The organism is Streptomyces sp. NPDC048603, from assembly GCF_043199475.1.
In the GTDB taxonomy this organism is placed as follows: domain Bacteria; phylum Actinomycetota; class Actinomycetes; order Streptomycetales; family Streptomycetaceae; genus Streptomyces.
The window spans coordinates 304,340-326,464 of the sequence record NZ_JBICVY010000002.1; the positions used below are offsets into that span (position 1 = coordinate 304,340).

A 22,125-nucleotide genomic window follows, 5' to 3' on the forward strand; every position below is an offset into this window, starting at 1 on the left:
ATCAGTCCCGTGTCAGCGGCCGGGAGCCATGTCGTACGTGACCCACATCGTCCGGGTGGCCACCTGGTCGTACTTCGCCCGTGCCCGGTGGTTGTCGTCGGCGGTGATCCATCGCACCACGCTCCAGCCGCGCTCGGCCGCGATCTCGCGCAGGGCGCCGAGCAGCAGGTCGGCCGCGCCCGAGCCTCGCCGGTCGGGAGCCACGAACAGGTCGTCGAGGAAGCAGCCGACCGTCGCGGACAGCGGTCGCGCGAAGGGCCGGTAGTGCGCCAGCCCGATCAGCCGCCCGTCCGCGTCCTCGGCGACCAGGGCGTTGACCTCGTGGCCGGGGTCGTGCACCCACGACCAGACCAGCGCGGCCGCCTCCTCGGTCTGCTCCACTGCGTAGAAGTCGGCGTAACCGCGGTAGAGGGCGCGCCACTGCGCGAAGTCCTCGGGGCGTACGGCGCGGACCTGGATCTGGGACATCACGTGAACTCCGGCTCGAAGGGAATCGAAGGGATCGAAGGATCGAACGATCGAAGGATCGAAGGGAATCAAAAGGAAGGGCGCCCGCCGGGACGGCGGTGGGCCCGCGGGAGGACCGGCACCCGGAACCCGATCATCGGGGAACGCGGCGGGCGCGGGCAGTGGCCGGGGTGGCGAAAGACGGGCGGCGGGAGCACCGCGGTGGACAGGTGCGCGGGGCGCCGGGCCGCCGGTCCGGCGCCCCGGCGCGTGCGCTCCCGGCGCAATCGGGCGGCCGTACGAGCGCTCCTTCGGGAGCGGGAAGCACCCCGGTGAAGTTCTCCAACTGGCCGTCCCGGGCGGGATCGTGCGGTCTAGCGTGGGTACTCGGTGATCAACACCGGATCCCGGCCGGTGCCGGGGATCCGGCCCCACGTACCGAGGACGCCGATGTCCGGACTCCGAGCCCCCGCCCGCCACACCCCGTCGCGACACGCCGTCACCGGACCCGGGCGGCAGATACGGCCCCAGCTGGTCCGTGCCGCCGTGCTGCCCACCCTGGCCGCCGGGCTCAGCGGCGCGGCCGCCGTGATCTTCACCCTGCAGCTGGGTGGCGGTTCGGGCGACCGGGACGCCCGGCTGTGGCCGGTGCTGGCCGGCTGCGGGCTGCTGGTGGCCGGCGCGCTCGCCGCCGCGCTGCTCGGGGCCCAGCGCGCGGCCAGGACCGTACGCGACCGCTGCGAGGTGCTCCGCCGGTCCAGTACGCGCGGCCGCCAGGAGCTCCGCGTCACGGCGGAACGGCTGGAGCGCGGCGAGCCGCCGTCCCGGCCGGTACGGACCGGTGCCGTGCCGTCCGCCGCGGCCGGTGCGGTGCCCGCCGACGCCGACGAGTTCTGGCTGCTGGCCCAGGAGTTGCGGGGTGCCCGGGACCACGCCCAGGCGGTGCTGCTGCGCCTGGCGGGACCGGAGAACCGGACCGACAGCGAGCAGAAGGTGGAGGTCTTCGTCAACCTCGCCCGGCGGCTCCAGTCGCTGGTGCACCGGGAGATCTCGCTGCTCGACGGCCTGGAGGACACCGTCGAGGACCCCGACCTGCTCAAGGAGCTGTTCCACGTCGACCACCTGGCCACCCGGATCCGGCGGCACGCCGAGAACCTGGCGGTGCTCGGCGGAGCCGCCTCCCGGCGCCAGTGGACCCGGCCGATCGACCTGAGCGAAGTGCTGCGCTCGGCGGTCGCGGAGGTGGAGCAGTACACCCGGGTGAAGGTGGTGCCCCCGGCGGGCGGCACCGTACGCGGCCACGCCGTCGCGGACGTGGTGCACCTGCTGGCCGAACTCGTCGAGAACGCGACGGTGTTCTCGGCGCCCGACACGGACGTGGTGCTGCGCGCGGAACGGGTCACGGCGGGCATCGCGGTCGAGGTCGAGGACCGGGGGCTGGGCATGCCTCCGGAGGAGCAGCACCGGATGAACGAGCTGCTCGGCGACCCGGAGCAGATCAGTGTCTGCAATCTGCTCGCGGACGGCCGGATCGGCCTGTTCGTGGTCTCGTCCCTGGCCCGGCGGCACGGCATCGCGGTCGAGCTCAAGTCCAACATCTACGGCGGGGTGCTGGCGGTCCTGGTACTGCCGAGGGAACTGCTGGGTGCGGAGTCCGCGTCCGCCGACGCCGCGGCGGGCGGCTCCCGGCTGACCCGCGATCCGCTGCCACCGCTGGAGCCGGTACGGATCTCGGGGCCGCGGCCCGCCGGTCTGCCGGTGGAACACACCCGCGCGGCAGGACCCCCGCAGGGGGCAACGTCGGCGCCCCCGGGTGCGGCCTCCGCGACGGCCTCGTCCACCGCGGTCCCCCCGGCGACGGCCTCGGCCGCGCCGGGCCTGACGGACCCGGTGGCGCGCGTGGCGCCCGCGGACACCGTGGCTCCGGCGGAGCCGACGGCCTCCACAGCTTCCACGGCCTCGACGGCTCCCACGGCTCCCACGGCTCCCATGGCTGCACCGACTGCGGCTGACTCCCCTGCCCGGCCCGTGCCGGGCCCCCGGCTCACGCACGAGCGGCTGCCGGAGGACCGGCTCAGGGGCCACGGCTCCGGATACGACCGAGCCGCCGACGCCCGGCCCGCCGGTGCCTGGTCCGCCGATACCTGGTTCACGGATGCCCGCCCTGCGGATGCCTGGCCCGGCGACGGCCGCCCCGCCGACGCCCGGCCTGCCGGTGGCCGGCGCGCTGACGCCCGTGCGACCGATGCCTGGCCGGCGGACGGTGAGCCTGCCGACGCCCGGCCCGGGGACGCTCGCCCGGTTGACGCCGGGGCCACTGACGCCTGGCCTGCGGACGACCGGTCCGCCGACGCTCTGGTGACCCATGCCCGGCCGGCGGGCGAACGGCCCACCAATGCCTGGTTCCTCGATGCCCGGCCCACCGGAGAGCAGCTCACGGACGGCCGACCGGCAGTGGGCCGGCCGATCGGGGGCCCGCCGATCGGGGACCGGCCGACTGAGGGGACGCAGACGGAGGCTCCGCCGGCCGACGACCGGCAGGCCCGGGACCGGTCGGCCGACGACCGGCAGGCCCGGGACCGGTCGGCCGACGACCGGCAGGCCCGGGACCGGTCGGCCGACGACCGGCCGGCCCCGGCGCCGTCGACCGAGGGCCGGTGGCCCCAAGACCGGCAGGCCGAGGACCGGCAGGCCGAGGAGCGGCCGACGGCGGATTCACCGACGGAGGAGCGGCGGAACCAAGATCGGACGGCCTCCGCCCCGGCCCCGGCCGCGGGCCCGCCCGGCGGCGGGCGGCCGCCGCTGCCCCGGCGGCGCGCCCAGGAGCACCTCGCTCCGCAGCTCCGCGACGCGCCAGCGCCCCGGACCGCACACGCCGCCCGTACCGCCGAGGTGCCCGTCCACGACCCCGGCCTGATGGCCGCCTTCCAGCGGGGCTTCGGCCTCGCCCAGTCCGAGAACCCGTGACCCCACCCCATGACCCATCCCCCGATCGAGGAGCGCACCCCATGGCCGGCGAAGTGACGACCACCACGGGCCGACTGTCCGACCTGGACTGGCTGCTGAGCGGGCTCGTGCAACGGGTCCCGTACACCCGCAGCGCCGTACTGCTCACCGCGGACGGCCTCGTCACCTGCGTGCACGGCCTGGACGCCGACAGCGCCGACCACATGGCCGCCCTGGCCTCCGGCCTCTACTCGCTGGGCCGCAGCGCCGGTGCCCGGTTCGGTGACGGCGCCGAGGTCCGGCAGGTCGTGGTCGAGCTCGACTCCGCGCTGGTGTTCGTCTCGGCCGCCGGAGCCGGTACCTGCCTGGCGGTGCTCGCCGACCGCGAGGCCGACGCGGGCGTACTCGGCTACGAGATGGCCATGCTGGTCAAGAGCGTCCGGCCCTACCTGGCGGCCGCGCCCAGGCGCCCGGCCGGCGCTGCGTCCGCACCGGCTTCCACACCGGCGTCCGTGCCGGCGTCCGCACCGGCGTCCGTGTCGGCACCCGCGGCACCCGTCCGGTCCGAGCGATGAGGACCTACGCGCCCGGCGCCGCCCGCCGCGACACGCCGTGGCTCGACGACACGGCGGGCCGGGTCATGCGCCCTTACACGGCCAGTGGCGGCCGCACCCGCCCGGCCGTCGCGCTCGACCTGCTGTCCGTGGTCACCGCGACCGGCGTACGGCCACGCCCGCCGCTCGGCCCCGAGCACACCCTCGCGCTGCGGTTCTGCGCGGGAGCCGGGGCGGCCTCGGTCTCGGTCGCGGAGGTGGCGGCACAGCTGCGGCTGCCCGCCGTGGTCACCAAGGTCCTGCTGTCCGATCTGGTGCAGGCCGGCGCGGTGACCGCCCAGGCCCCGCACTTCCTGAACCGCCCGGCCGACGACCAGTCCCTCCTGCGGGCGGTGCTCGATGGTCTGCGCCGAAGGCTGTGAGGACCGCACCGACCTCCCCGCCACCCTGAAGATCCTGGTCGCGGGCGGGTTCGGCGCGGGCAAGACGACGTTCGTCGGCGCGGTCAGCGAGATCGAGCCGCTGTCCACGGAGGAGCTGCTCAGCGACCTCGGCGCGGAGAGCGACCTCCTCGACGGCAACGCGACGAAGTCGACGACCACCGTGGCGCTGGACTTCGGCCGGATCACCCTCGACACCCGGCCGCCGCACGTCCTGTACCTGTTCGGCACGCCCGGTCAGGAACGCTTCTGGTTCCTGTGGGAGGAGCTGTGCGCGGGCGCGCTCGGTGCCGTGGTGCTCGCCGACACCCGGCGCCTGGCCGACTGCTTTCCGGCGGTCGACTTCTTCGAACGGCACGGCATCGCCTTCGTCGTCGCCGTGAACGAGTTCGACGGCGGCCACCGGTACACGGCCGAGGAGGTGCGCGAGGCGGTCGGCCTCGGCCCGGGCGTCCCGGTCGTACGGTGCGACGCCCGGCTCGCCGTATCCGGTACGGGTGCCCTGGCGGCCCTCGTCCGCCATCTGCTGTCCGACGTCCAGGGGGAACAGGACATATGACGTACTACGAGTCGACCGGACACCTGCTGCTCACCCCGGTGGACCGGGACGCCGGGACACGGGTCCCGCGCCTGCGCGAACTGGCACTGGGGGAGCGGGCCGACCCCGAACTCGACGCGTTCGCGCGGCGGATCGCGGACACCGTCGGGGCCCCGCACGCCGGGGTCAACTTCCTCGGCGAGGAACGCCAGTTCTTCGCCGGCCTGCACCACGGCGGAGGTCCGGACGACGCGGGGGCGCCGGCGCCGGAGGCGCGCGGCTATCCGGCCCGGGTGCTGGCGCGGGACCACGGCTACTGCCCGTACGTGGTCGTGCGGCGGCGGGCGCTGGTGCTGGAGGACGTGCGGGACTTCGCCCGGTTCGCCGGGAACGCGGTGGTCGACGAGAACGGGGTCCGCTCCTACCTCGGTGCCCCGCTGACCGACCGCCGGGGGATCGTCCTGGGGACGGTGTGCGCGGCCGACGGGGTACCGAGGCGGTGGGGCACCGAGGGCCTGGGCACGATCAAGGCGCTGGCGGCGGAACTGGTGGACCGCATCCACCGGCGGGAGGACACGGGCGGCTGGTGAGGGAGCCCGCCGAGGAGCCCTGCCGGAGGGCAGGGCCGTAGGGCCCGGCCGAAGGGCCGCTGTCCGTGCCCGGCGCTACGGTCGACGACATGGCCGACAAAGAGGCGAAGGCTGAGGCGAAGGCGAACAGTGGCAGAGGGGCGAGCAAGGTGCCCACGGTGACCGCGGCGGACGTCCGCGCGATCGCACTGTCGCTGCCGGACAGCAGCGAGAAGCTGTCCTGGGGCATGCCCACCTTCCGGGTCGCCGGAAGGATCTTCGCCGCCCTCGGGGACGACGACACCACCATCGGGGTGAAGTGCCCCAAGGAGGACCGGGCCGAGCTGATCGCCGCCGAGCCGGACAAGTTCTTCGTCCGCGAGCGCCACGACGACAACTACGCCTGGCTGCGGGTCCGGCTCGGCGCCCTGGAGGACCGGGCGGAACTGCGCGCGATCCTCGCCGACTCCTGGCGCCAGGCCGCCCCCAAGCGCGTGGCTGCCGCCCACCCGGACCTGGACGCCCCCTGGCTTGTTCACTTGACCTCGCGCCACGTCGGAGGGTCGCGCGGTGGGAATTCGGGTGCGTGTCAGGGGACAGACTGGTCAGACTCACGGCATGACAGCGAAGATCAGCCGCATCAACCCCGATCAGTTGCATGAGACACCGGGCTACCACCACATCACCGTGGTGGAGACCGGCCGAACGGCCTATCTGGCGGGGCAGTGCCCCCTCGACCAGGGCGGCTCTCTCGTCGGCCCGGGCTCCCTCGAGGTGCAAGTCGATCAGGTTGTCCTGAACGCACTTGCCGCCCTTGCGGCGGTGAACGCTCAGCCGCAGCACGTGGTGCGTTCGGTGATCTACGTGCGGAGCGATGACAGGGGGGACCTGGGCCTCGCCTGGCACCGGCTTACCGCCTCCGCCCTCGGGCCGGCCTTCACGTCCGCCAGCACGCTCTTGGGGGTTGCGCAGCTGGGTTTCGCGGGGCAGCTGGTCGAGGTGGACCTCACCGTCGCGCTGCCCGACTGAGCGGCCTCACGCCTCGCACAGCCTCTCGAACTGCTCCGCCCACATGGTCATGCGCCGGACGCCGTGGCGGCCTCCGTCTGATCATGTGCTCCGACCAAGCCGTGAGGGTGAGTCTGCTAGGGCCTGTCGTCAAACTCGCGTCTGCCCCGCGGCGCCTGGCACGCACTCTCGCCGCACCGGGCGAGAGCCCGAGTACGTCCAGTACGGGGGCTCCCGCCCGGCACGCCGAGAGCACGCGCCAGACGCCGTGGGGCCGCCCTCCGGGCGACGACGCGAGTTCGACCACAGGCCCTAGCGGGTGCGGACCCCGGCCCCGGGCGTCTCCCGGCGGACGCCGAGGAAGTCCGTGATCCGCTGCCGCAAGCCGGCCGGGTCGAGCCCGTGCGCGGCGGTGTGCTCCTCCGCCGTGCCATAGCGGCGCAGCTCGGCGCGGCCCACGCCCAGCCCGAGGGCCCGGTGCGGGAGGTCGCCGAGCGCGTCGTTCGCGGCGGCCGTGGAAGTGCCCGCCAGGTACGGCTCGACCAGGACCACGTCCGCCGGTCCGTTCCCCACGGCGGCGCGCAGCCCGGCGGAGTCGAAGGGGCGGACAGTCGTCCCGTACAGCACGGTCACGTCCAGCCCTTCGGTCGCGGCGAGCACCCCGTCCAGGGTCGGGCCGACGGCCAGGACCACGCCCCGGCCGCCCTCGCGGACGGTCCGGAAACGGGAGCCGTCCACCGGCCGCGCCGAGCCGTTCGCCTGCAGCGACAGCCGGACGTACACCTTGCGGTCGCCGTCCGCGTACGCGTGCCGCAGCAGCGCCTCCGCCTCGTCGGGGTGCCCCGGTACGTGCACCGTCCAGCCGTCCAGGGTGTCGAGCAGGGCCACGTCACCGGGTGACATATGGGTGTAGCCGCCCGCCGGCCAGTCGTACGAGGCGCCGGCGCTCACCAGGACCCCGCCCGTGCCCTGATGTCCGAAGTCCAGCTTGACCTGCTCGAACGGCCGCTCCACCAGGAAGCTCCCGAACGTGTGCATCACCGGCCGCAGCCCGGTGAGGGCCAGCCCGCCGCCGACCCCGATGAGCAGCTGCTCCCGGATGCCGACGTTGACCACCCGGTCCGGGTGCCGCTGTCGTGCGGGCCGGAACCCGTCCATGGTGATCTCCGCCAGCACCACGGCCAGCCGCGGATCCGTGTCCAGCACCTCCGAGGTCACCGTGACGAACCGCTCCCGCATCGTGTCCATGCCGTCCACCCCTGCCCTTCCTCTGCCTCTGCCTATGCCTTCTTCTCGACCCGGGCGACGACCACGTGCGGCCGCCCCGGATGCGGCGCGGTGAACGCCTCGTGGAGCGCTGCGTGGTCCCGTCCGTCCACCGTGGCCGCCGACCAGCCGGCCGCCTCGAACCGGGAGGCGATCCCTCCGTGCCAGCCGTGCGTGGCGGAGTCGTTGTCGATCACCACGGTGTGGAGCCGTTCCAGCCCGGCGGCTCCGGCGTAGGCGAGGGCCTCGTGGTTGCTGCCCTCGTCCAGCTCGGCGTCCCCGATCAGGACCCACACGGCCGGATCGGTGAGCCCCTGGGCGCGCAGCCCCAGCGCGGTGCCGACGGCGAGCGGCAGCCCGTGCCCCAGGGACCCGCTGCCGATCTCCACACCGGGGACCAGGGTCCGGTCGGGGTGGTGGCCGAGCGGCGAGTCGTACGAGCCGAAGCCGGTCAGCCAAGCGACGGGCAGGAACCCCTTGGCGGCGAGCACCGCGTAGTACGCCATCGGCCCGTGCCCCTTGGAGAGCAGGAACCGGTCCCTGCCCGGATCCGCGGCCGTCGCGGGGCTGACCCGCAGCACCCTGTCGTAGAGCACCCAGAGCGCGTCGAGCGTCGACGTGGCGGCCGGACCGTGCTTCTCGGCCCCGGTCATGAGCGCCATGAGCCGGGTGAGTCCGTCGAACCCCGTGGGCTCCGTGCCCGCGGCGAGCCGGTCGGGCCCGGCGGCACGGAGCGTGATGACATCCGTTGTCTGCGTCATGCACCGATCCTGCAACCTCAACCACGCTTGAGGTCAACGGCCGCCCTCCGGCCCCGGCAGCCCGCCAGGCAAAAGGCGCGCGCGACCACGCCGCCGAGTGCGGTATTGTTCTCGTGCGCGCTCAACCGGGGGAAACCCCAGGTCAGCGGGCATCGGGACGTGGCGCAGCTTGGTAGCGCACTTGACTGGGGGTCAAGGGGTCGCAGGTTCAAATCCTGTCGTCCCGACTTGTGAAAGTCGGAGGCCAGAGGCCGCTTCGGAGTGATCCGGAGCGGCCTCTGGCCGTTTTTCGTGCCCGGCGGCGACGGCGCGCAGGCCGCCGAGGGGGTGGCGTTAAGGGCGCGTCAGGATTTCGTCGTAAGACCGTATGGGCGTTTTGGGTGCTGTCCCGCTGCGTACGCTGGCCCAGCCGTCCTCGTCGATGGCCCAATCCGTGCCGTACGACAGGAGCGCCCCGATGGCCACCCCTGCCCGCACCTCACGCCTGCGCGCGTGGATGCTGGAAGGCTTGACCGACCGCCGTCACAAACAGCAGCAGCCCGAGACCGCGCACGAGGGCAAGCCCTGGTACCGGGTGATGTGCCTGACCGGTCTCGACTACTTCTCCACCCTCGGCTACCAGCCCGGCATCGCGGCACTCGCGGCCGGGCTGCTGTCACCGGTGGCGACGATCGTCCTGGTGCTCCTGACCCTGTTCGGTGCGCTTCCGGTCTACCGGAGGGTGGCGCAGGAGAGCCCGCACGGCGAGGGATCGATCGCGATGCTGGAGCGGCTGCTGTCGTTCTGGAAGGGCAAGCTGTTCGTGCTGACCCTGCTCGGGTTCGCCGCGACCGACTTCCTGATCACCATCACCCTGTCGGCCGCCGACGCCACGGCCCACCTGGTGGAGAACCCGCACCTCACCAGCACCCTGCACGGACACGAGGTGCTGATCACCCTGATCATGATCGCGCTGCTCGGCGCGGTGTTCCTGAAGGGCTTCAGCGAGGCGATCGGGCTCGCCGTCGCCCTGGTCGTCTCGTACCTCTTCCTGAACGCGATCGTGGTCGCGGTCGGACTCTGGCAGGTGGCCACCGAGCCCCACGTGGTCACCGACTGGACCAGCGCACTGACCACCGAGCACGGCAACCCGTTCATGATGATCGCCATCGCCCTGGTGGTCTTCCCCAAGCTGGCGCTGGGCCTGTCCGGCTTCGAGACCGGCGTGGCCGTGATGCCGCACGTGCAGGGCGAGCCGGGCGAGGAGCCGGCGAACCCCACAGGCCGGATCAAGGGCACGAAGAAGCTGCTCACCACGGCCGCGGTGATCATGAGCGTGTTCCTCATCTGCTCCAGCTTCATCACCACGCTGCTCATCCCGGCGAAGGAGTTCGAGGCCGGCGGGGAGGCGAACGGCCGGGCCCTGGCCTACCTCGCGCACGAGTACCTCGGTTCCGCGTTCGGCACCGTCTACGACGCGTCCACCATCCTGATCCTGTGGTTCGCGGGCTCCTCGGCCATGGCCGGCCTGCTGAACCTGATGCCGCGCTACCTGCCCCGCTACGGCATGGCCCCGCACTGGGCCCGCGCCCTGCGGCCCATGGTGATCGTGTTCACCCTGATCGCGTTCCTGGTGACCTGGATCTTCGACGCCGACGTGGACGCACAGGGAGGCGCCTACGCCACCGGTGTGCTCGTCCTGATCACCTCGGCGGCCGTCGCCGTGACCATCGCCGCCCGGCGCGCCCGGGAGCGCGGCTGGACCATCGCCTTCGGCGTCATCTCGGCCGTCTTCGTCTACACCACGGCCGTGAACGTGATCGAGCGCCCGGACGGTGTGAAGATCGGTGCCTGCTTCATCGCCGGGATCATGGCCCTGTCCCTGCTGTCCCGTCTCGCCCGCGTCTTCGAACTGCGCGTCACCCACGTCGAGCTCGACGATATGGCCGAGCGGTTCGTCCGTGACACCGCCACCCGCACCATCCGCTTCATAGCCAACGAGCCGGACAGGCGCGACAAGGCCGAGTACCGGGAGAAGACCGACCAGATCCGGGCCGACAACGACGTCCCGCCGGGTGACGACTTCGTGTTCGTCGAGGTCACCGTCCTGGATCCGTCGGAGTTCGAAGCCGGTCTGAGGGTCAGGGGCGAGGTCATGCACGACCGGTACCGGGTCCTCACCCTGGAGTCCTCCTCCGTTCCCAACGCGCTCGCGGCCCTGCTGCTCCACATACGGGACGAGACCGGGCAGCGGCCGCACATCTACTTCGAGTGGACCGAGGGCAATCCGCTGACCAACTTCCTGCGTTTCTTCCTCTTCGGGCAGGGCGAGGTCGCTCCCGTCACCCGTGAGGTGATCCGCGAGGCCGAACCCGACCGGGCCCGCCGCCCGCACGTCCACGCCGGCTGACGGCCGCCGCCGCGTGGCGGGGGAAGTAACCGCCGGCGGCCGGCTGCTTCCCCCGCCACTCGCCCGTCAGTCGCCGAGGTCGCGGTGGCGCAGGTCGTCCAGGGTCTCCCGGCGGACGAGGAGCCGCGCCGCGCCCCCGCGCACCGCGACCACGGGGGGCCGGCCCACCATGTTGCAGCCGGAGGCCATGGACAGCTGGTACGCCCCCGCCACCGGTACGGCGACCAGGTCGCCGGGGCGGACGTCGCCGGGCAGCTCCACCCCGGCCGCGATCACGTCCCCCGCCTCGCAGTGCCGGCCGACGACCGTGGCCGTACGGGGTTCGGCGGCCGGGAGCCGGCCGACCAGCCGGGGGGCGTACCGCACGCCGTACAGGGCGGGTCGCGGGTTGTCGCTCATCCCGCCGTCCACGGCGACGAACAGCGTCTCCCCGGCCGGCTTGACCGCGAGCACCCGGTACACCGCGACCCCGGCCGGCCCGACCACGGCGCGGCCCGGCTCGACGATCAGCCTCGGCACCGGTATCCCGGCGGCCGCGCAGCTGCCGGCCAGTTCGGTGCGCAGCTTCCGGGCGAGTTCGGTGATGTCCAGGGAGGGTTCGCCGGGCCGGTAGGCGATGCCGTGACCACCGCCCAGGTCGAGCTCGGGCAGCACGACCCCGGTGGTGTCGCGGATGCGGGCCATCAGCCCCACCATCCGGCGGAGCGCCGTGAGGTAGGGCTTCGCACCGGTGATCTGGGAGCCGATGTGGCAGTGCAGGCCGGTCAGTTCCAGCTGCGGCCGGTGGAGGACACGGGCCACCGCGTGCAGCGCGGACCCGTCGGCCACGGACAGGCCGAACTTCTGGCCCTCCGTGCCCGTACGGATTTTGTCGTGGCCGCCCGCCGAGACGCCCGGCACCACCCGCACCAGCACCTTCTGGTGCCCGGCCGGCCCGACGGCGGCGGCGATGCGCGAGATCTCCGACGTGCTGTCGATGACGATCCGCCCGACCCCCAGCCGGACGGCGCTGCCGAGGTCGCGGGGTGACTTGGCGTTGCCGTGCAGCACGATCCGCCCGGGCGGGAACCCGGCCGTGACGGCCAGCTCCAGCTCTCCGGCCGAACAGACGTCCAGGCCCAGTTCCTCCTCCCGGACCCAGCGGACCATCGCGCGGGAGAGGAACGCCTTCGCCGCGTAGAGGACCTCGGCCCCGGGGAAGGCCTCCCGGTAGGCGCGGCAGCGCCCGCGCACCTCGGCCTCGTCCAGCACGTAGACGGGGGTGTCGAACCGTTCCGCGAGGTCCGCGAGGTCCACACCGCCCACGGCGAGTCCGCCGTGTGCGAGGAGGGACGTGGAGGCGGGCCAGACGGAGAGGCCGTCGTCCGTGGCGGACCCCGCTCCCGAAAGGATCACAGTGGTCATCGTGTGGTCCCCCTCTCCCTCAGGCGGCCCGGCTCGCGCCGGAGCGCCGTACGGCGGGGGCCGGAACGGGGTCCGCGGCCGGGGAGGCGCCCGTGGCGCAGCCGGCACCGGTGCCGGCCCCGGTCCCGTTGACCGCGGGTGCGGTGAACCTCGGGTCGACGGTCAGCAGCACCGCCCCCAGCGGCTCGGCCATCGCCCGGAGTGCCGGCTCGGACAGCCGGATCCACGGCTGCTCCGCGCCGAGCGTGGCGGCCAGCCGCTCCGGGTCGGTGAACCCGACCGCGGTACGCGCGCCCAGCGGAGTGCGGAACAGGCGCACCACCACCTCCGCCGTTCCCGGCCGGACCGGGACGTACAGGAGCCCGGCCGGGACCCGTTCCTCGGGTTCGGGGTCGTCGTCGTACTGGAAGAGACACATGGGGCCCTCCTTGAGGAGCCGTGCACGGCACGTGATGCCCCGGTGCGGGGAGGCGGTCCGGGGCGGGGCATCGAACGCTATGCCCGCACCGGGGCCGCCGTGTGCAGGCTCTGACGGGACCTTGACACGGGTCGGCCGAGTTCATACGCAACGCTGACGGCCGGGGCGGGGCCCTGCCGCGCCGCCGACCGGCGCACATCCCCGGGTTCCGCCGCCGTCCGGCGCCGGCGAACCCGCCCGCTGCGGTGGCGCGTTGGCCTGCGGTCGTTCCGATTCCACCAAGGGGGCGTAAGCGTCACGTCAGGACGCGCGGGAGCAACGGCATCCGCCTTTAGCGTCCTTCGCATGGACCGACATTTCACCCGCCCGGTACGGAGGCGTGCCCGGACCGGAACGGAAGCGCGCGGCGGCACCGCCGCACAGGATGCCCACTGGCCCGGTGAGCGCCGCACCGCGGTCCTCGCGGCCGGACTTCTCGTCCTGTCGCTGCTGGCCGTCGACGCGGTGGCCGGTTCCGCATCCTGGCCCCGGGCCGTCCTCTGGACCGGACTCGGCATGCTGCTCTACGCCGTCCTGCTGCCGCCCCTGGTGCGGGTCTCGCCCGGCCGTCTGACGGCCCGAAAGCTGTTCGTCGAGCGCTCCGTCCGCACCGATGCCCTGGTCTCGGTCCGCTGGTCCGAGGGGGTGGCCCAGCGGATGGTCCTGAAGGACGCCGAAGGACACCGGGTGGAGATCGATCCGGGTGTGCTGGTCCGCAATCCCGCCCTCTGGCACCGCTTCGACGCCGACGCACGGACATCGGTCCGGCAGGGCTCGCTGATGTGCGGGGGGACCGCGCTGCGCCAACTGGCCGCCCGGATCGACCGGGAGGCCGCCCGGTCCGTGTTCCGGGTCTCCGGGCTCGGCTGACCGCGACCGGCCGGCCCGCCCCCCTACGGGCCGGCCGGGGCCGCCGCTACGGGGTGTCGCAGAGGTTGGCGACGAACTTGCGGAGGCGGCCGGAGCGGACGGGGGTCACCCCGTGGATCACCTGGGCGCCGTACGCGACGGCCACGCCGGGTCCGGCATGGCTGGTCCAGCGGCTGCGGGCGGCGCCGGCCAGCCACTCGGGGGTGGTCTCGTGCAGGTCCGCGCGGTCGGGGGCGTGCTCCAGGACGTGGGTCAGGGGCGTGCCGGCGAGGTAGCCCTCGCTCTCGCCCACCTCCAGGCCGCTCCAGACGCCGGGGCTGGAGGTGGTCTCGACGTAGAACTCGCCGCCGGCCTCGGCCGCCTGGACTACCACACCGATACGGCCGATGCGGCGCGGTGCCCTCTCCGGGTGCGGTATGCCGTCGAGGTGGGTCTGGATCTCGTCGCCCGGACCGAGTTCGGTGTAGGCCCACTTGGCGGCCGCGGTGGCGGAGGGAATGGACCGCCGGATCGCCGGAAGCGCGCGTAAGGTCGCGGCCTGCAGGATGTCCCGGGCCGCGGCGGGAGCGGGGATCACCTCCGCCTGGAAGCGCGGCTTCCAGCCGGTGGCGGCCTGCTCGGCATCCATGATCTTGAGCAGTCGCGCGAGGTCGTCGTCGGTGAGGAACTCTTCGACGGTCTGCAGAACCAGGGTCTCACTGATGTGGATCATGGTGTCCCTCATGGTCAGGGCCGGATCGATTGACGCGAGCACTGTGGTCCGGCCGCGGGCCGCCGTCCAAGGGGTGTGGCAGGGGCGCATGGGCGCGCGGGGCGCGCGCGGCCGGGCGCCGGCCCGTCACCCCGGTGGCGCATCCGCTCGGCCTGGGAGTCCGGGCACCCGGGCGCGCTCCAGCGCGCCGACACGAGCGGTCTCGTCCGGCCGGGCCCTGCCGACGGCCGCGGTGGCCCGCCGCGCGCGTCCCGCGTGGCCGGAAGACAGCTGCCGGTCCAGGGGTGTGCGGGGGCGCACTCGGGGCAACGGCTGGTCTGCCCGTGCGCCCTGTCGGGCAGCCCGCGGCGGTGTTCCACTGTGCGCTGTCGGCGGCGCGGATGCTCGCGGAGGTGTGCGGTGCACCTGACGGGTCTGGCGGAGCGGGTCGTGGTGGTCACCGGGGCGGCGGGCGGCATCGGCACGGCCGTGTGCCGGGCCCTGGCCGACTCCGGAGCGTCGGTCGCGGCCGTCGACGTGGACGAGGACGGTCTCGCGCGACTGGAGGCACCCGCCGGGGCCCCGGGCGGACCGGTGCTGCGCTACGCCTGCGACGTCACGGCCACCGGCGCCGCGGAGGAGACCCTGCCGCGGGTGGAGAAGGACCTGGGGCCGGTGGCCGCGCTGGTGAACGTGGCCGGAGTGCTGCGCTGCGGCCCGGCGCTGTCCTGCACCCCCGCCGACTGGGCGGCGGTGATGGCGGTCAACGCCACCGGCGTCTTCCTGTGGTCGAAGGCCGCGGCAGACCTGATGGCCGGTCACGGCCGCGGAGCCATCGTCACGGTCGCCTCGAACGCGGCCGGGATCCCCCGGGCCGGCATGGCCGCGTACGCCGCCTCCAAGGCCGCCGCCGCCGCGTACACCCTGAGCCTCGGCCTGGAGACCGCCCCGCTGGGGATCCGCGCCAACGTGGTCTGTCCGGGCACCACCGACACCCCCATGCTGGGAAGGCTCGGTCCCGACGCCGCGGCCGCCGCCGTCCGCGGCGACCCGGCGGCCTACCGCACCGGAATCCCCACGGGCCGCGTCGCCGCGCCGGGGGACATCGCCGACGCCGTGCTCTTCCTGCTCTCCGATCAGGCGCGGCACATCACCCTGCACAGCCTGTACGTCGACGGGGGAGCGTCGCTGCACGGCTGAGCGAGCCGGCCGGGCGAGCCGGCCGCGTATCGACGTCGCGCGTCGCCGCGCTCCACCGGTGCGGCCCGCCGCCGTCAGGCCCCCCGGACGGCGGACGGTTCGCTCGCGCGCCGGGGCTGCCTGGACACCGCCGGCAGGCGGGACAGGTTGGTGCTGATCGCGGCCGCCGCCCGGCCCACGGCCTCCCCGAGCGCAGCGATCTGCCGGGGGTCCGGGCCCGTCGCCGCCACCGCGGCGACCACGCTGTCGCACGCCGAGAACACCGGCGCCGCCACCGACGAGAGCCCGCTCACGCACCGCCCGTACTCGAAGGCCCGCTCCCTCTCCCGGATCCGCACGGCCTCCCGGTACCACGCCGCCGCCGACCACCCCCCGGGCGGTTCCGCCTCCGGGCCGTGCGCCGCGAGGACCAGCTCGGCCGCGCTCCCGGGCGGCAGGACCACGCCGGGATGCAGCGGGAAGACCTCGTCCGCCTCACCGCGCAGGCCCCCGACGACGATCGTGTGCCCGGCCTCGGGAACCGACAGACTGAGGCTCAACCCGCCGCTCACCAGGGACAGTTCACGTAACGGGCGGGCCGCCGCCGCGCGCAGCGCCCGCGCCGGATGCCAGCCCACCCCCAGCCGGAAGGTCCTCGGGCCGAGCCGGTAGCGGCCCGCACTGCTCTGCACCGCGCCCAGCGCGACCAGCTGTCCCAGCAGCCGGTGGGCCGTGGCCTTCGGCAGATCGGCATCGGCCGCCAGCCTGGTCAGCCCCAACTCCTCGGTCTGGGCGAGCACTTCCATGAGTGCGAAAGCGCCCTCCAGAACTCCCCGCCCCTCAGTGCCGGATCTGGCCATGAGCGGTTTCCCCCTCTCCCGACGGATCCCGTCGGTCGGACGGACCCGTGATCCCCGTTCGTCCCGGCTGATCAGGGAGAAAGGTGTTGCCCCCCTCCGCTTCCGCCGGTCCGTTGAGCGGACCCGATCATTGCCCGTGCTTCCCGATCGCGCCAGTGTGTTGTCGACCGAGGACGCAAGGATCCGGCTCCCCCGGGAGGCCCGGACCGTGTCCGACCGAACCGAAACGAGGAGGAACAGATGAGCGCCATCAAGACCAGCGCCAAGCAGTTCAAGTACGTCATGTCCGCCATGACTGCGGTGTTCTTCGCTTCTTGTTCTGCCAGCTGACACGCACACCGGGGGTGGGGGCGGCGTGCCGCCCCCACCCCTTCGTCACGCACGCGAGAGGGAGGCACGAGTGCTGGAGACCGGTGTCCGGCAGGTGCGGGTGGCGACGTCCATGGTGTTCGGCCGGCGGCTGAACGTACGCACCGTGGAGCGGCTGGTCGCCGACGCCCTCGCCACGCTCGAGGAGTTCGGCTCGCTCGGCGACGACGTCGACGAACTGGCCGAAGGGCCGTTCGCCGACCCCGAGGAGCGCCGGGACCTGCAGAACAGGGCCCTCCAGCGGACCGTGCGCCGGCTCGCCAAACGCTCCCCCTTCTACCGGGAACGGCTCGCGGGGACCGACCTCGACGGGCTGACCACCGAGACGCTCACCCGGATCCCGGTGACCCGCAAGGCCGATCTGGTCCGGCGCCCCGCCGACTTCCTGTGCGGCAAGCCGTACCTGGTCACCCAGACGACCGGTACCACCGGCCGCCCCGTGCAGATCTGGCTCTCCCGCTACGAGATGGAGCTCTGGCCCGCACTGATCGCCCTGTCCGTGGTGCTGCGCGGCGACATCGGGCCCGGCGACCGGATGCAGATCAACCTCAGCTCCCGGGCGACGGCCGCCGTGCAGGAGGACGTCGAGGTGTGCCGGCTCGTCAACGCCTCCTGCCACGTCGTGGGCCAGGTCCCGCCGGAGGAGTCCGTCGAGCACCTGCTCGGCAGGAACTCCGACACCCTCCCCACCCTGCTCACCGGGAACCCCAGCTACCTGGCCCGGATGGTGACCGCCGCCCGCCGGCTCGGCTGCCGGCCGGAGGAGTTCGCACTGCGCTCGGTCTACGCAGGCGGCGAGATCATGTCCCGGGCCCTCACCGACGCCCTGCGCGACACCTTCGGGGCCCGGACCGTCGGCGACAACTTCGGCATGACCGAGCTGCTCCCGGTCGGCGGGCGCACCTGCACCCACCGCCACCTCCACATCGACCCCAACATGGGCTTCACCGAGGTGCTCGACCTGGAGACCGGGGAACCCGCCGGCCCGGGCCGCCTCGGTGAGCTGACCGTCACGCCGTACTACCCCTACCGCGAGTGCATGCCGGTCCTGCGGTACAACACCGGCGACGTGGTCCGCACCCTGGAGGGCGAACCGGACTGCGAACTCGCCGCCGTGCCCGCCGTCTCCCAGATCCTCGGCAAGGCCGGCCGGCTCCACCGCACCGCCGACGGCCTCGTCACCCCGCGCGACATCGTGGAAGCGCTCGACGGCACCCCCGGGCTGCCGTTCCCGCTGCGCCACGACGCCCTGGTCGGCGACGGCGGCCGGCTCCGCGTGGAGGTCGCCTCCCGCGAGCTCACCGCGGCCGAGGTGACCGGCCGCCTCCGGGACCGGGGGATCGACGCGGACGTCAGGGTCCTGCCGCTGGACGACGCGGAGGCCGCACGCCGCTTCCCCCTCCGCTGCGACCTGTTGGAGCACACCTTCACCCGGAGCCATGCATGAGCGTCTTCTTCCAGCTCGCGGTCACCACCGCCCTGGCACTGGCGGTGGTCGCCGGCGCGGTCGCGTACTTCCGCGCCGTACGCACCCCCAGACCGCCCGTCGGCGTGTTCAACGGCGCCGACATCTTCCTGATGATGGGCTTCGTCCTGGCCCTGCCGTACGTCTACCTCGCGCTGCCCGGCGCCGTCCTCCCGGTCGTGCTCGCCCTGGTCTTCGCGGGCGGGCTGTCGGTGGGCTACCAGCCGCTCGTGGCGAACGGCCGGCTGCGCTGGGCGCTGATCCTCGCGCTGATCGCGAGCGTGCTCGTGTGCCATCAGGCCTTCGGCGAGACCGCGCCCCCGTACTGGGTGGCGAACAGCGCCGTCGTCGGCCTGGTCGTCGTCTCCGCCACCAACCTCAACGTCCAGGGCGGCATCCGGCTGCGGAACGTCGCCCTCTTCCTGCTCGCGCTCGCCCTGTACGACGCCTTCTTCGCCTGGGTCGTGCCGCTGACCCAGGAGCTCGCCGACGCCGTCCAGGGCTACCCGTACGCCCCCGCCGCCGGCCTGCGCATCGGCGAGGACCTCGGCGGCGTGGTCGGCATGGGCGACCTGCTGGCCTACGCGCTCTTCACCACCACCGCCTACAAGGCGTACGGGAAGGCCGGTCTGCGGACCGGCACCGTGCTGGTGGTCCTGTGCGGCGCCGTGGCACCCGTGGCCCTGCAGCACCTGGTCTCCGCGGTCACCGGCGACGGCCCGGCCCTCGTCCCCGCCCAGGTGTTCTTCGGCCCGGCCGCCTATCTCGGCTACCGGGTACTGCGCCGCCGCGGACCGGAGCGGCGGATGGCCGAGGTGGTCTTCCGCCGCGACGCCGGCCGGGCCCCGCAGCAGCCCGCGGTCCGCGGCGCCGCCGCGGCCCGCACCGCGCCCTGAGCCGTGCCGTACGCCCTGCCCCTGCGCCACACCGAGGCCGCCGTCCCGTCCCGGGAGGGCGGCCTCCGGCGCGCCGCGGGCCGCCGGGGTCAGGAGCGGGTGCGCTCGCGGGCGCAGTCGGGGCACAGGCCCCGGTAGGTCATCTCGACCCCGGCGAGCGCGAACCCGAACCGCTCGGAGACGGGCAGGTCGCCCAGCGGGTCGCCGCCGGGGTGGACGTCCCGGATCGTGCCGCAGCCCGAGCAGACCAGGTGCTGGTGGGGGCGGTGGGCGTTCGGGTCGTAGCGCTTGGCACGGCCGTCGGTGGTCACCTCGGTGACCTCGCCCAGTGACACGAGCTCACTGAGCGTGTTGTAGACCGTCGCCCGGGACACCTCCGGCAGGCGGGCGGTGGCCCGCGCGAGCACCTCGTCCGCCGTGAGGTGAACGTGCTCGCCGTCGAGTACCTCGGCGACCACCCGGCGCTGGGCGGTCATCCGCCAGCCGCGTCCGCGCAGTCGTTCCAGCAGGTCGCTCACTGCCCCCACCAGCCTCACTTGAGCTCGTCTACAGAATGAACCGGTACGGTTCTGGTTCTCGCATTGACTTGGACAAAGTCCATCGTAGGATCTATTCCGGCGACAACCAAGGGACAGGACGACAGCAGGGACACAGCTGTGACGCTTCGGCGCGTGGTACTCACACCACTCACCAACGGCGCTCCGTTCTCCTGTTCCGCGTCCGTAGTTCCTGAGCACAGTGCGATCCGCCTGATCCGGAAGGATTCCCATGCCCGAGAACAATGATGCAAACGTGAGCACCCCGAAGCCGGAGGGCAGCGGAGGCTGCCCCGTGGCGCACGGGCGGGCCGCGCACCCGACGCAGGGCGGCGGCAACCGCCAGTGGTGGCCCGAGCGCCTCAACCTGAAGATCCTTGCCAAGAACCCCGCCGTGGCCAACCCGCTGGGCGAGGAGTTCGACTACGCCGAGGCGTTCAAGGGCCTCGACCTGCCGGCCGTGAAGCAGGACATCGCCGAGGTCCTCACCACCTCGCAGGACTGGTGGCCCGCCGACTTCGGCCACTACGGCCCCCTGATCATCCGCATGGCCTGGCACAGCGCCGGCACCTACCGGATCACCGACGGCCGCGGCGGCGCCGGCGCCGGCCAGCAGCGTTTCGCCCCGCTCAACAGCTGGCCGGACAACGCCAACCTGGACAAGGCCCGCCGTCTGCTGTGGCCGGTCAAGAAGAAGTACGGCCAGGCCATCTCCTGGGCCGACCTCATGATCCTCGCGGGCAACGTCGCCCTGGAGTCGATGGGCTTTGAGACCTTCGGCTTCGCCGGCGGCCGCGCCGACGTCTGGGAGGCCGACGAGGACGTCTACTGGGGCCCCGAGAAGACCTGGCTCGGCGACGAGCGCTACACCGGCGACCGCGAGCTGGAGTCCCCGCTCGGCGCTGTCCAGATGGGCCTCATCTACGTCAACCCCGAGGGCCCCAACGGCAACCCGGACCCGCTCGCCGCGGCCCGCGACATCCGTGAGACCTTCGGCCGGATGGCGATGAACGACGAGGAGACCGTCGCCCTCATCGCCGGTGGCCACACCTTCGGCAAGGCCCACGGCGCCGGCTCCGCGGACCACGTCGGCGTCGACCCCGAGGGCGCGTCGATCGAGGCGCAGGGCTTCGGCTGGCAGAGCACGTACGGCTCCGGCAAGGGCGCGGACACCATCACCTCCGGCCTGGAGGTCACCTGGACCACCACGCCCACCCAGTGGGGCAACGGGTTCTTCACGAACCTCTTCGAGTACGAGTACGAGCTCACCACGAGCCCGGCCGGCGCCCACCAGTGGGTGGCCAAGAACGCCGAGGCGGTCATCCCCGACGCGTTCGACGCGGAGAAGAAGCACCTCCCGACGATGCTCACCACCGACCTGTCGCTCCGCTTCGACCCGGTCTACGGCGAGATCTCGCGGCGCTTCTACGAGAACCCGGACCAGTTCGCCGACGCCTTCGCCCGCGCCTGGTTCAAGCTGACCCACCGCGACATGGGCCCGCTCGTGCGCTACCTCGGCCCGGAGGTCCCGTCGGAGGAGCTCATCTGGCAGGACCCGCTGCCGGCCCGCTCGGGCGAGCTGGTCGACGCCGCCGACGTCGCCTCCCTCAAGGAGCAGATCCTCGGCACCGGCCTCACGGTCACCCAGCTGGTCAACGCCTCCTGGGCCGCCGCCGCCTCCTTCCGGGGCAGCGACAAGCGCGGTGGCGCCAACGGCGCCCGCATCCGCCTGGAGCCCCAGCGCAACTGGGAGGTCAACAACCCCGACGACCTGGCCCAGGTGCTGCGCGCCCTGGAGAGCATCCAGGAGTCCTTCAACGCCGCCGCGTCCGGCGGCAAGCAGGTCTCCCTCGCCGACCTCGTGGTCCTCGCGGGCACCGCGGCCGTCGAGAAGGCGGCCAAGGACGCCGGTCACGACGTCGAGGTCCCCTTCACCCCGGGCCGTGTGGACGCCTCCGCCGAGCAGACGGACGCCGAGTCCTTCGCCGCCCTGGAGCCGGTCGCGGACGGCTTCCGCAACTACCTGGGCAAGGGCAACCGCCTGCCGGCCGAGTACCTGCTCGTCGACAAGGCGAACCTGCTCACCCTGTCCGCGCCGGAGACCACCGTCCTGGTCGGCGGTCTGCGCGCGCTGGGCGTGACCCAGGCGCAGTCCTCGCTCGGCGTCTTCACCGAGACGCCCGGCAAGCTGACGAACGACTTCTTCGTCAACCTGCTCGACCTGGGCACGACCTGGAAGTCGACCTCCGAGGACCAGACCACGTTCGAGGGCCGCGACGCGGCCACCGGCGACCTCAAGTGGACCGGCACCCGCGCCGACCTGGTCTTCGGCTCCAACTCCGAACTGCGTGCGCTGGCCGAGGTGTACGCCGGTGACGACGCGAAGGAGAAGTTCGTCACGGACTTCGTCGCGGCGTGGACCAAGGTCATGGAGCTGGACCGCTTCGACCTCGTCTGATTACGGTGTCGTGAAGGCCGCC

The 22,125-nt window shown here is 73.3% G+C and carries 19 protein-coding genes, 1 tRNA gene and 2 pseudogenes; 14 read left to right on the forward strand and 8 right to left on the reverse strand.

The genetic code is table 11. The annotated features are described in order from the left end of the window. Positions 1-12 precede the first annotated feature (12 nt). Positions 13-468, reverse strand: a complete 456-nt coding sequence (locus ACGFQ9_RS05095) for a GNAT family N-acetyltransferase (RefSeq protein WP_393571304.1) — start codon at positions 466-468, stop codon at positions 13-15. 429 nt (positions 469-897) lie between these two features. Between ACGFQ9_RS05095 and ACGFQ9_RS05100 the strand changes: the two genes are divergently transcribed. From ACGFQ9_RS05100 to ACGFQ9_RS05130, 7 genes and pseudogenes are all read left to right on the forward strand, one after another. After that, the gene (locus ACGFQ9_RS05100) at positions 898-3,414 is read left to right on the forward strand and encodes an ATP-binding protein (RefSeq protein WP_393571306.1); all 2,517 of its coding nucleotides are present in this window, start codon (positions 898-900) and stop codon (positions 3,412-3,414) included. A 41-nt stretch (positions 3,415-3,455) separates the two neighbouring features. Continuing rightward, positions 3,456-3,884 (forward strand): annotated as a pseudogene (locus tag ACGFQ9_RS05105) (roadblock/LC7 domain-containing protein); the annotation flags it as partial. 80 nt (positions 3,885-3,964) lie between these two features. After that, positions 3,965-4,369, forward strand: coding sequence for a DUF742 domain-containing protein (locus ACGFQ9_RS05110; protein ID WP_393571308.1), 405 nt, complete (start codon positions 3,965-3,967; stop codon positions 4,367-4,369). Beyond that, on the forward strand, positions 4,347-4,946 hold the full coding sequence (locus tag ACGFQ9_RS05115) for an ATP/GTP-binding protein (protein ID WP_393571310.1): 600 nt from the start codon (positions 4,347-4,349) through the stop codon (positions 4,944-4,946). The genes ACGFQ9_RS05110 and ACGFQ9_RS05115 overlap by 23 nt, the downstream gene beginning before the upstream one ends. Then, positions 4,943-5,515, forward strand: coding sequence for a GAF domain-containing protein (locus ACGFQ9_RS05120; RefSeq protein WP_393571312.1), 573 nt, complete (start codon positions 4,943-4,945; stop codon positions 5,513-5,515). The genes ACGFQ9_RS05115 and ACGFQ9_RS05120 overlap by 4 nt, the downstream gene beginning before the upstream one ends. 89 nt (positions 5,516-5,604) lie before the next feature. Next, positions 5,605-6,021: pseudogene (locus tag ACGFQ9_RS05125) on the forward strand (MmcQ/YjbR family DNA-binding protein); the annotation flags it as partial. Between the two features lie 91 nt (positions 6,022-6,112). Then, entirely contained in the window at positions 6,113-6,523 is a 411-nt protein-coding gene (locus ACGFQ9_RS05130) for a RidA family protein (RefSeq protein ID WP_393571314.1), read from the forward strand. Positions 6,524-6,814: 291 nt separating this feature from the next. On the opposite strand, the gene ACGFQ9_RS05135 is transcribed toward ACGFQ9_RS05130, so the two are convergent. Further along, positions 6,815-7,750 (reverse strand): transketolase family protein, encoded by a 936-nt coding sequence (locus ACGFQ9_RS05135; protein ID WP_393571316.1) that lies wholly within the window; start codon positions 7,748-7,750, stop codon positions 6,815-6,817. Positions 7,751-7,782: 32 nt separating this feature from the next. Continuing rightward, positions 7,783-8,529, reverse strand: coding sequence for a transketolase (locus tag ACGFQ9_RS05140; RefSeq protein WP_393571318.1), 747 nt, complete (start codon positions 8,527-8,529; stop codon positions 7,783-7,785). Between the two features lie 153 nt (positions 8,530-8,682). Here ACGFQ9_RS05140 and ACGFQ9_RS05145 point away from each other — a divergent pair. Both ACGFQ9_RS05145 and ACGFQ9_RS05150 read left to right on the forward strand, forming a co-directional pair. Then, a tRNA-Pro gene (locus ACGFQ9_RS05145) sits at positions 8,683-8,756 on the forward strand. 230 nt (positions 8,757-8,986) lie between these two features. Further along, positions 8,987-10,918: an APC family permease gene (locus ACGFQ9_RS05150; protein ID WP_393571320.1), complete on the forward strand. Its 1,932-nt coding sequence runs from the start codon at positions 8,987-8,989 to the stop codon at positions 10,916-10,918. A gap of 66 nt (positions 10,919-10,984) precedes the next feature. Here ACGFQ9_RS05150 and lysA read toward each other — a convergent pair whose 3' ends face one another. Both lysA and ACGFQ9_RS05160 read right to left on the reverse strand, forming a co-directional pair. Then, a complete protein-coding gene (lysA, locus tag ACGFQ9_RS05155) occupies positions 10,985-12,322 on the reverse strand; it encodes a diaminopimelate decarboxylase (protein WP_393571321.1) in 1,338 nt (445 codons plus the stop codon). A 19-nt stretch (positions 12,323-12,341) separates the two neighbouring features. After that, entirely contained in the window at positions 12,342-12,740 is a 399-nt protein-coding gene (locus tag ACGFQ9_RS05160) for an SAV_915 family protein (RefSeq protein ID WP_393571323.1), read from the reverse strand. A 345-nt stretch (positions 12,741-13,085) separates the two neighbouring features. Here ACGFQ9_RS05160 and ACGFQ9_RS05165 point away from each other — a divergent pair, with 345 nt between their 5' ends. Then, on the forward strand, positions 13,086-13,649 hold the full coding sequence (locus tag ACGFQ9_RS05165) for a hypothetical protein (RefSeq protein WP_393571324.1): 564 nt from the start codon (positions 13,086-13,088) through the stop codon (positions 13,647-13,649). Between the two features lie 46 nt (positions 13,650-13,695). On the opposite strand, the gene ACGFQ9_RS05170 is transcribed toward ACGFQ9_RS05165, so the two are convergent. Next, positions 13,696-14,361 carry a hypothetical protein gene (locus ACGFQ9_RS05170; protein ID WP_393571326.1) on the reverse strand — a complete coding sequence of 222 codons (666 nt, stop codon included), beginning with the start codon at positions 14,359-14,361 and terminating at the stop codon, positions 13,696-13,698. Positions 14,362-14,760: 399 nt separating this feature from the next. Here ACGFQ9_RS05170 and ACGFQ9_RS05175 point away from each other — a divergent pair, with 399 nt between their 5' ends. Next, a complete protein-coding gene (locus ACGFQ9_RS05175; protein WP_393571328.1) occupies positions 14,761-15,540 on the forward strand; it encodes an SDR family oxidoreductase in 780 nt (259 codons plus the stop codon). Positions 15,541-15,614: 74 nt separating this feature from the next. Here ACGFQ9_RS05175 and ACGFQ9_RS05180 read toward each other — a convergent pair whose 3' ends face one another. Further along, positions 15,615-16,379 (reverse strand): IclR family transcriptional regulator, encoded by a 765-nt coding sequence (locus tag ACGFQ9_RS05180; RefSeq protein ID WP_393571330.1) that lies wholly within the window; start codon positions 16,377-16,379, stop codon positions 15,615-15,617. 400 nt (positions 16,380-16,779) lie between these two features. Between ACGFQ9_RS05180 and ACGFQ9_RS05185 the strand changes: the two genes are divergently transcribed. Then, positions 16,780-18,195, forward strand: a complete 1,416-nt coding sequence (locus ACGFQ9_RS05185) for a phenylacetate--CoA ligase family protein (protein WP_393571332.1) — start codon at positions 16,780-16,782, stop codon at positions 18,193-18,195. Beyond that, the gene (locus ACGFQ9_RS05190) at positions 18,192-19,109 is read left to right on the forward strand and encodes a hypothetical protein (protein WP_393571334.1); all 918 of its coding nucleotides are present in this window, start codon (positions 18,192-18,194) and stop codon (positions 19,107-19,109) included. The genes ACGFQ9_RS05185 and ACGFQ9_RS05190 overlap by 4 nt, the downstream gene beginning before the upstream one ends. Positions 19,110-19,198: 89 nt before the next feature. On the opposite strand, the gene ACGFQ9_RS05195 is transcribed toward ACGFQ9_RS05190, so the two are convergent. Beyond that, a complete protein-coding gene (locus ACGFQ9_RS05195; protein WP_393571336.1) occupies positions 19,199-19,627 on the reverse strand; it encodes a Fur family transcriptional regulator in 429 nt (142 codons plus the stop codon). Positions 19,628-19,877: 250 nt separating this feature from the next. Between ACGFQ9_RS05195 and katG the strand changes: the two genes are divergently transcribed. Continuing rightward, positions 19,878-22,103: a catalase/peroxidase HPI gene (gene katG / locus ACGFQ9_RS05200; protein WP_393571338.1), complete on the forward strand. Its 2,226-nt coding sequence runs from the start codon at positions 19,878-19,880 to the stop codon at positions 22,101-22,103. Positions 22,104-22,125 lie beyond the last annotated feature (22 nt).

Bases quoted from the DNA above. Each gene is read 5' to 3' on its own strand.
- ACGFQ9_RS05095 (WP_393571304.1), bottom strand. From the start codon at position 468: ATGTCCCAGATCCAGGTCCGCGCCGTACGCCCCGAGGACTTCGCGCAG.
- ACGFQ9_RS05100 (WP_393571306.1), top strand. From the start codon at position 898: ATGTCCGGACTCCGAGCCCCCGCCCGCCACACCCCGTCGCGACACGCC.
- ACGFQ9_RS05110 (WP_393571308.1), top strand. From the start codon at position 3,965: ATGAGGACCTACGCGCCCGGCGCCGCCCGCCGCGACACGCCGTGGCTC.
- ACGFQ9_RS05115 (WP_393571310.1), top strand. From the start codon at position 4,347: ATGGTCTGCGCCGAAGGCTGTGAGGACCGCACCGACCTCCCCGCCACC.
- ACGFQ9_RS05120 (WP_393571312.1), top strand. From the start codon at position 4,943: ATGACGTACTACGAGTCGACCGGACACCTGCTGCTCACCCCGGTGGAC.
- ACGFQ9_RS05130 (WP_393571314.1), top strand. From the start codon at position 6,113: ATGACAGCGAAGATCAGCCGCATCAACCCCGATCAGTTGCATGAGACA.
- ACGFQ9_RS05135 (WP_393571316.1), bottom strand. From the start codon at position 7,750: ATGGACACGATGCGGGAGCGGTTCGTCACGGTGACCTCGGAGGTGCTG.
- ACGFQ9_RS05140 (WP_393571318.1), bottom strand. From the start codon at position 8,529: ATGACGCAGACAACGGATGTCATCACGCTCCGTGCCGCCGGGCCCGAC.
- ACGFQ9_RS05150 (WP_393571320.1), top strand. From the start codon at position 8,987: ATGGCCACCCCTGCCCGCACCTCACGCCTGCGCGCGTGGATGCTGGAA.
- lysA (WP_393571321.1), bottom strand. From the start codon at position 12,322: ATGACCACTGTGATCCTTTCGGGAGCGGGGTCCGCCACGGACGACGGC.
- ACGFQ9_RS05160 (WP_393571323.1), bottom strand. From the start codon at position 12,740: ATGTGTCTCTTCCAGTACGACGACGACCCCGAACCCGAGGAACGGGTC.
- ACGFQ9_RS05165 (WP_393571324.1), top strand. From the start codon at position 13,086: ATGGACCGACATTTCACCCGCCCGGTACGGAGGCGTGCCCGGACCGGA.
- ACGFQ9_RS05170 (WP_393571326.1), bottom strand. From the start codon at position 14,361: ATGATCCACATCAGTGAGACCCTGGTTCTGCAGACCGTCGAAGAGTTC.
- ACGFQ9_RS05180 (WP_393571330.1), bottom strand. From the start codon at position 16,379: ATGGCCAGATCCGGCACTGAGGGGCGGGGAGTTCTGGAGGGCGCTTTC.
- ACGFQ9_RS05190 (WP_393571334.1), top strand. From the start codon at position 18,192: ATGAGCGTCTTCTTCCAGCTCGCGGTCACCACCGCCCTGGCACTGGCG.
- katG (WP_393571338.1), top strand. From the start codon at position 19,878: ATGCCCGAGAACAATGATGCAAACGTGAGCACCCCGAAGCCGGAGGGC.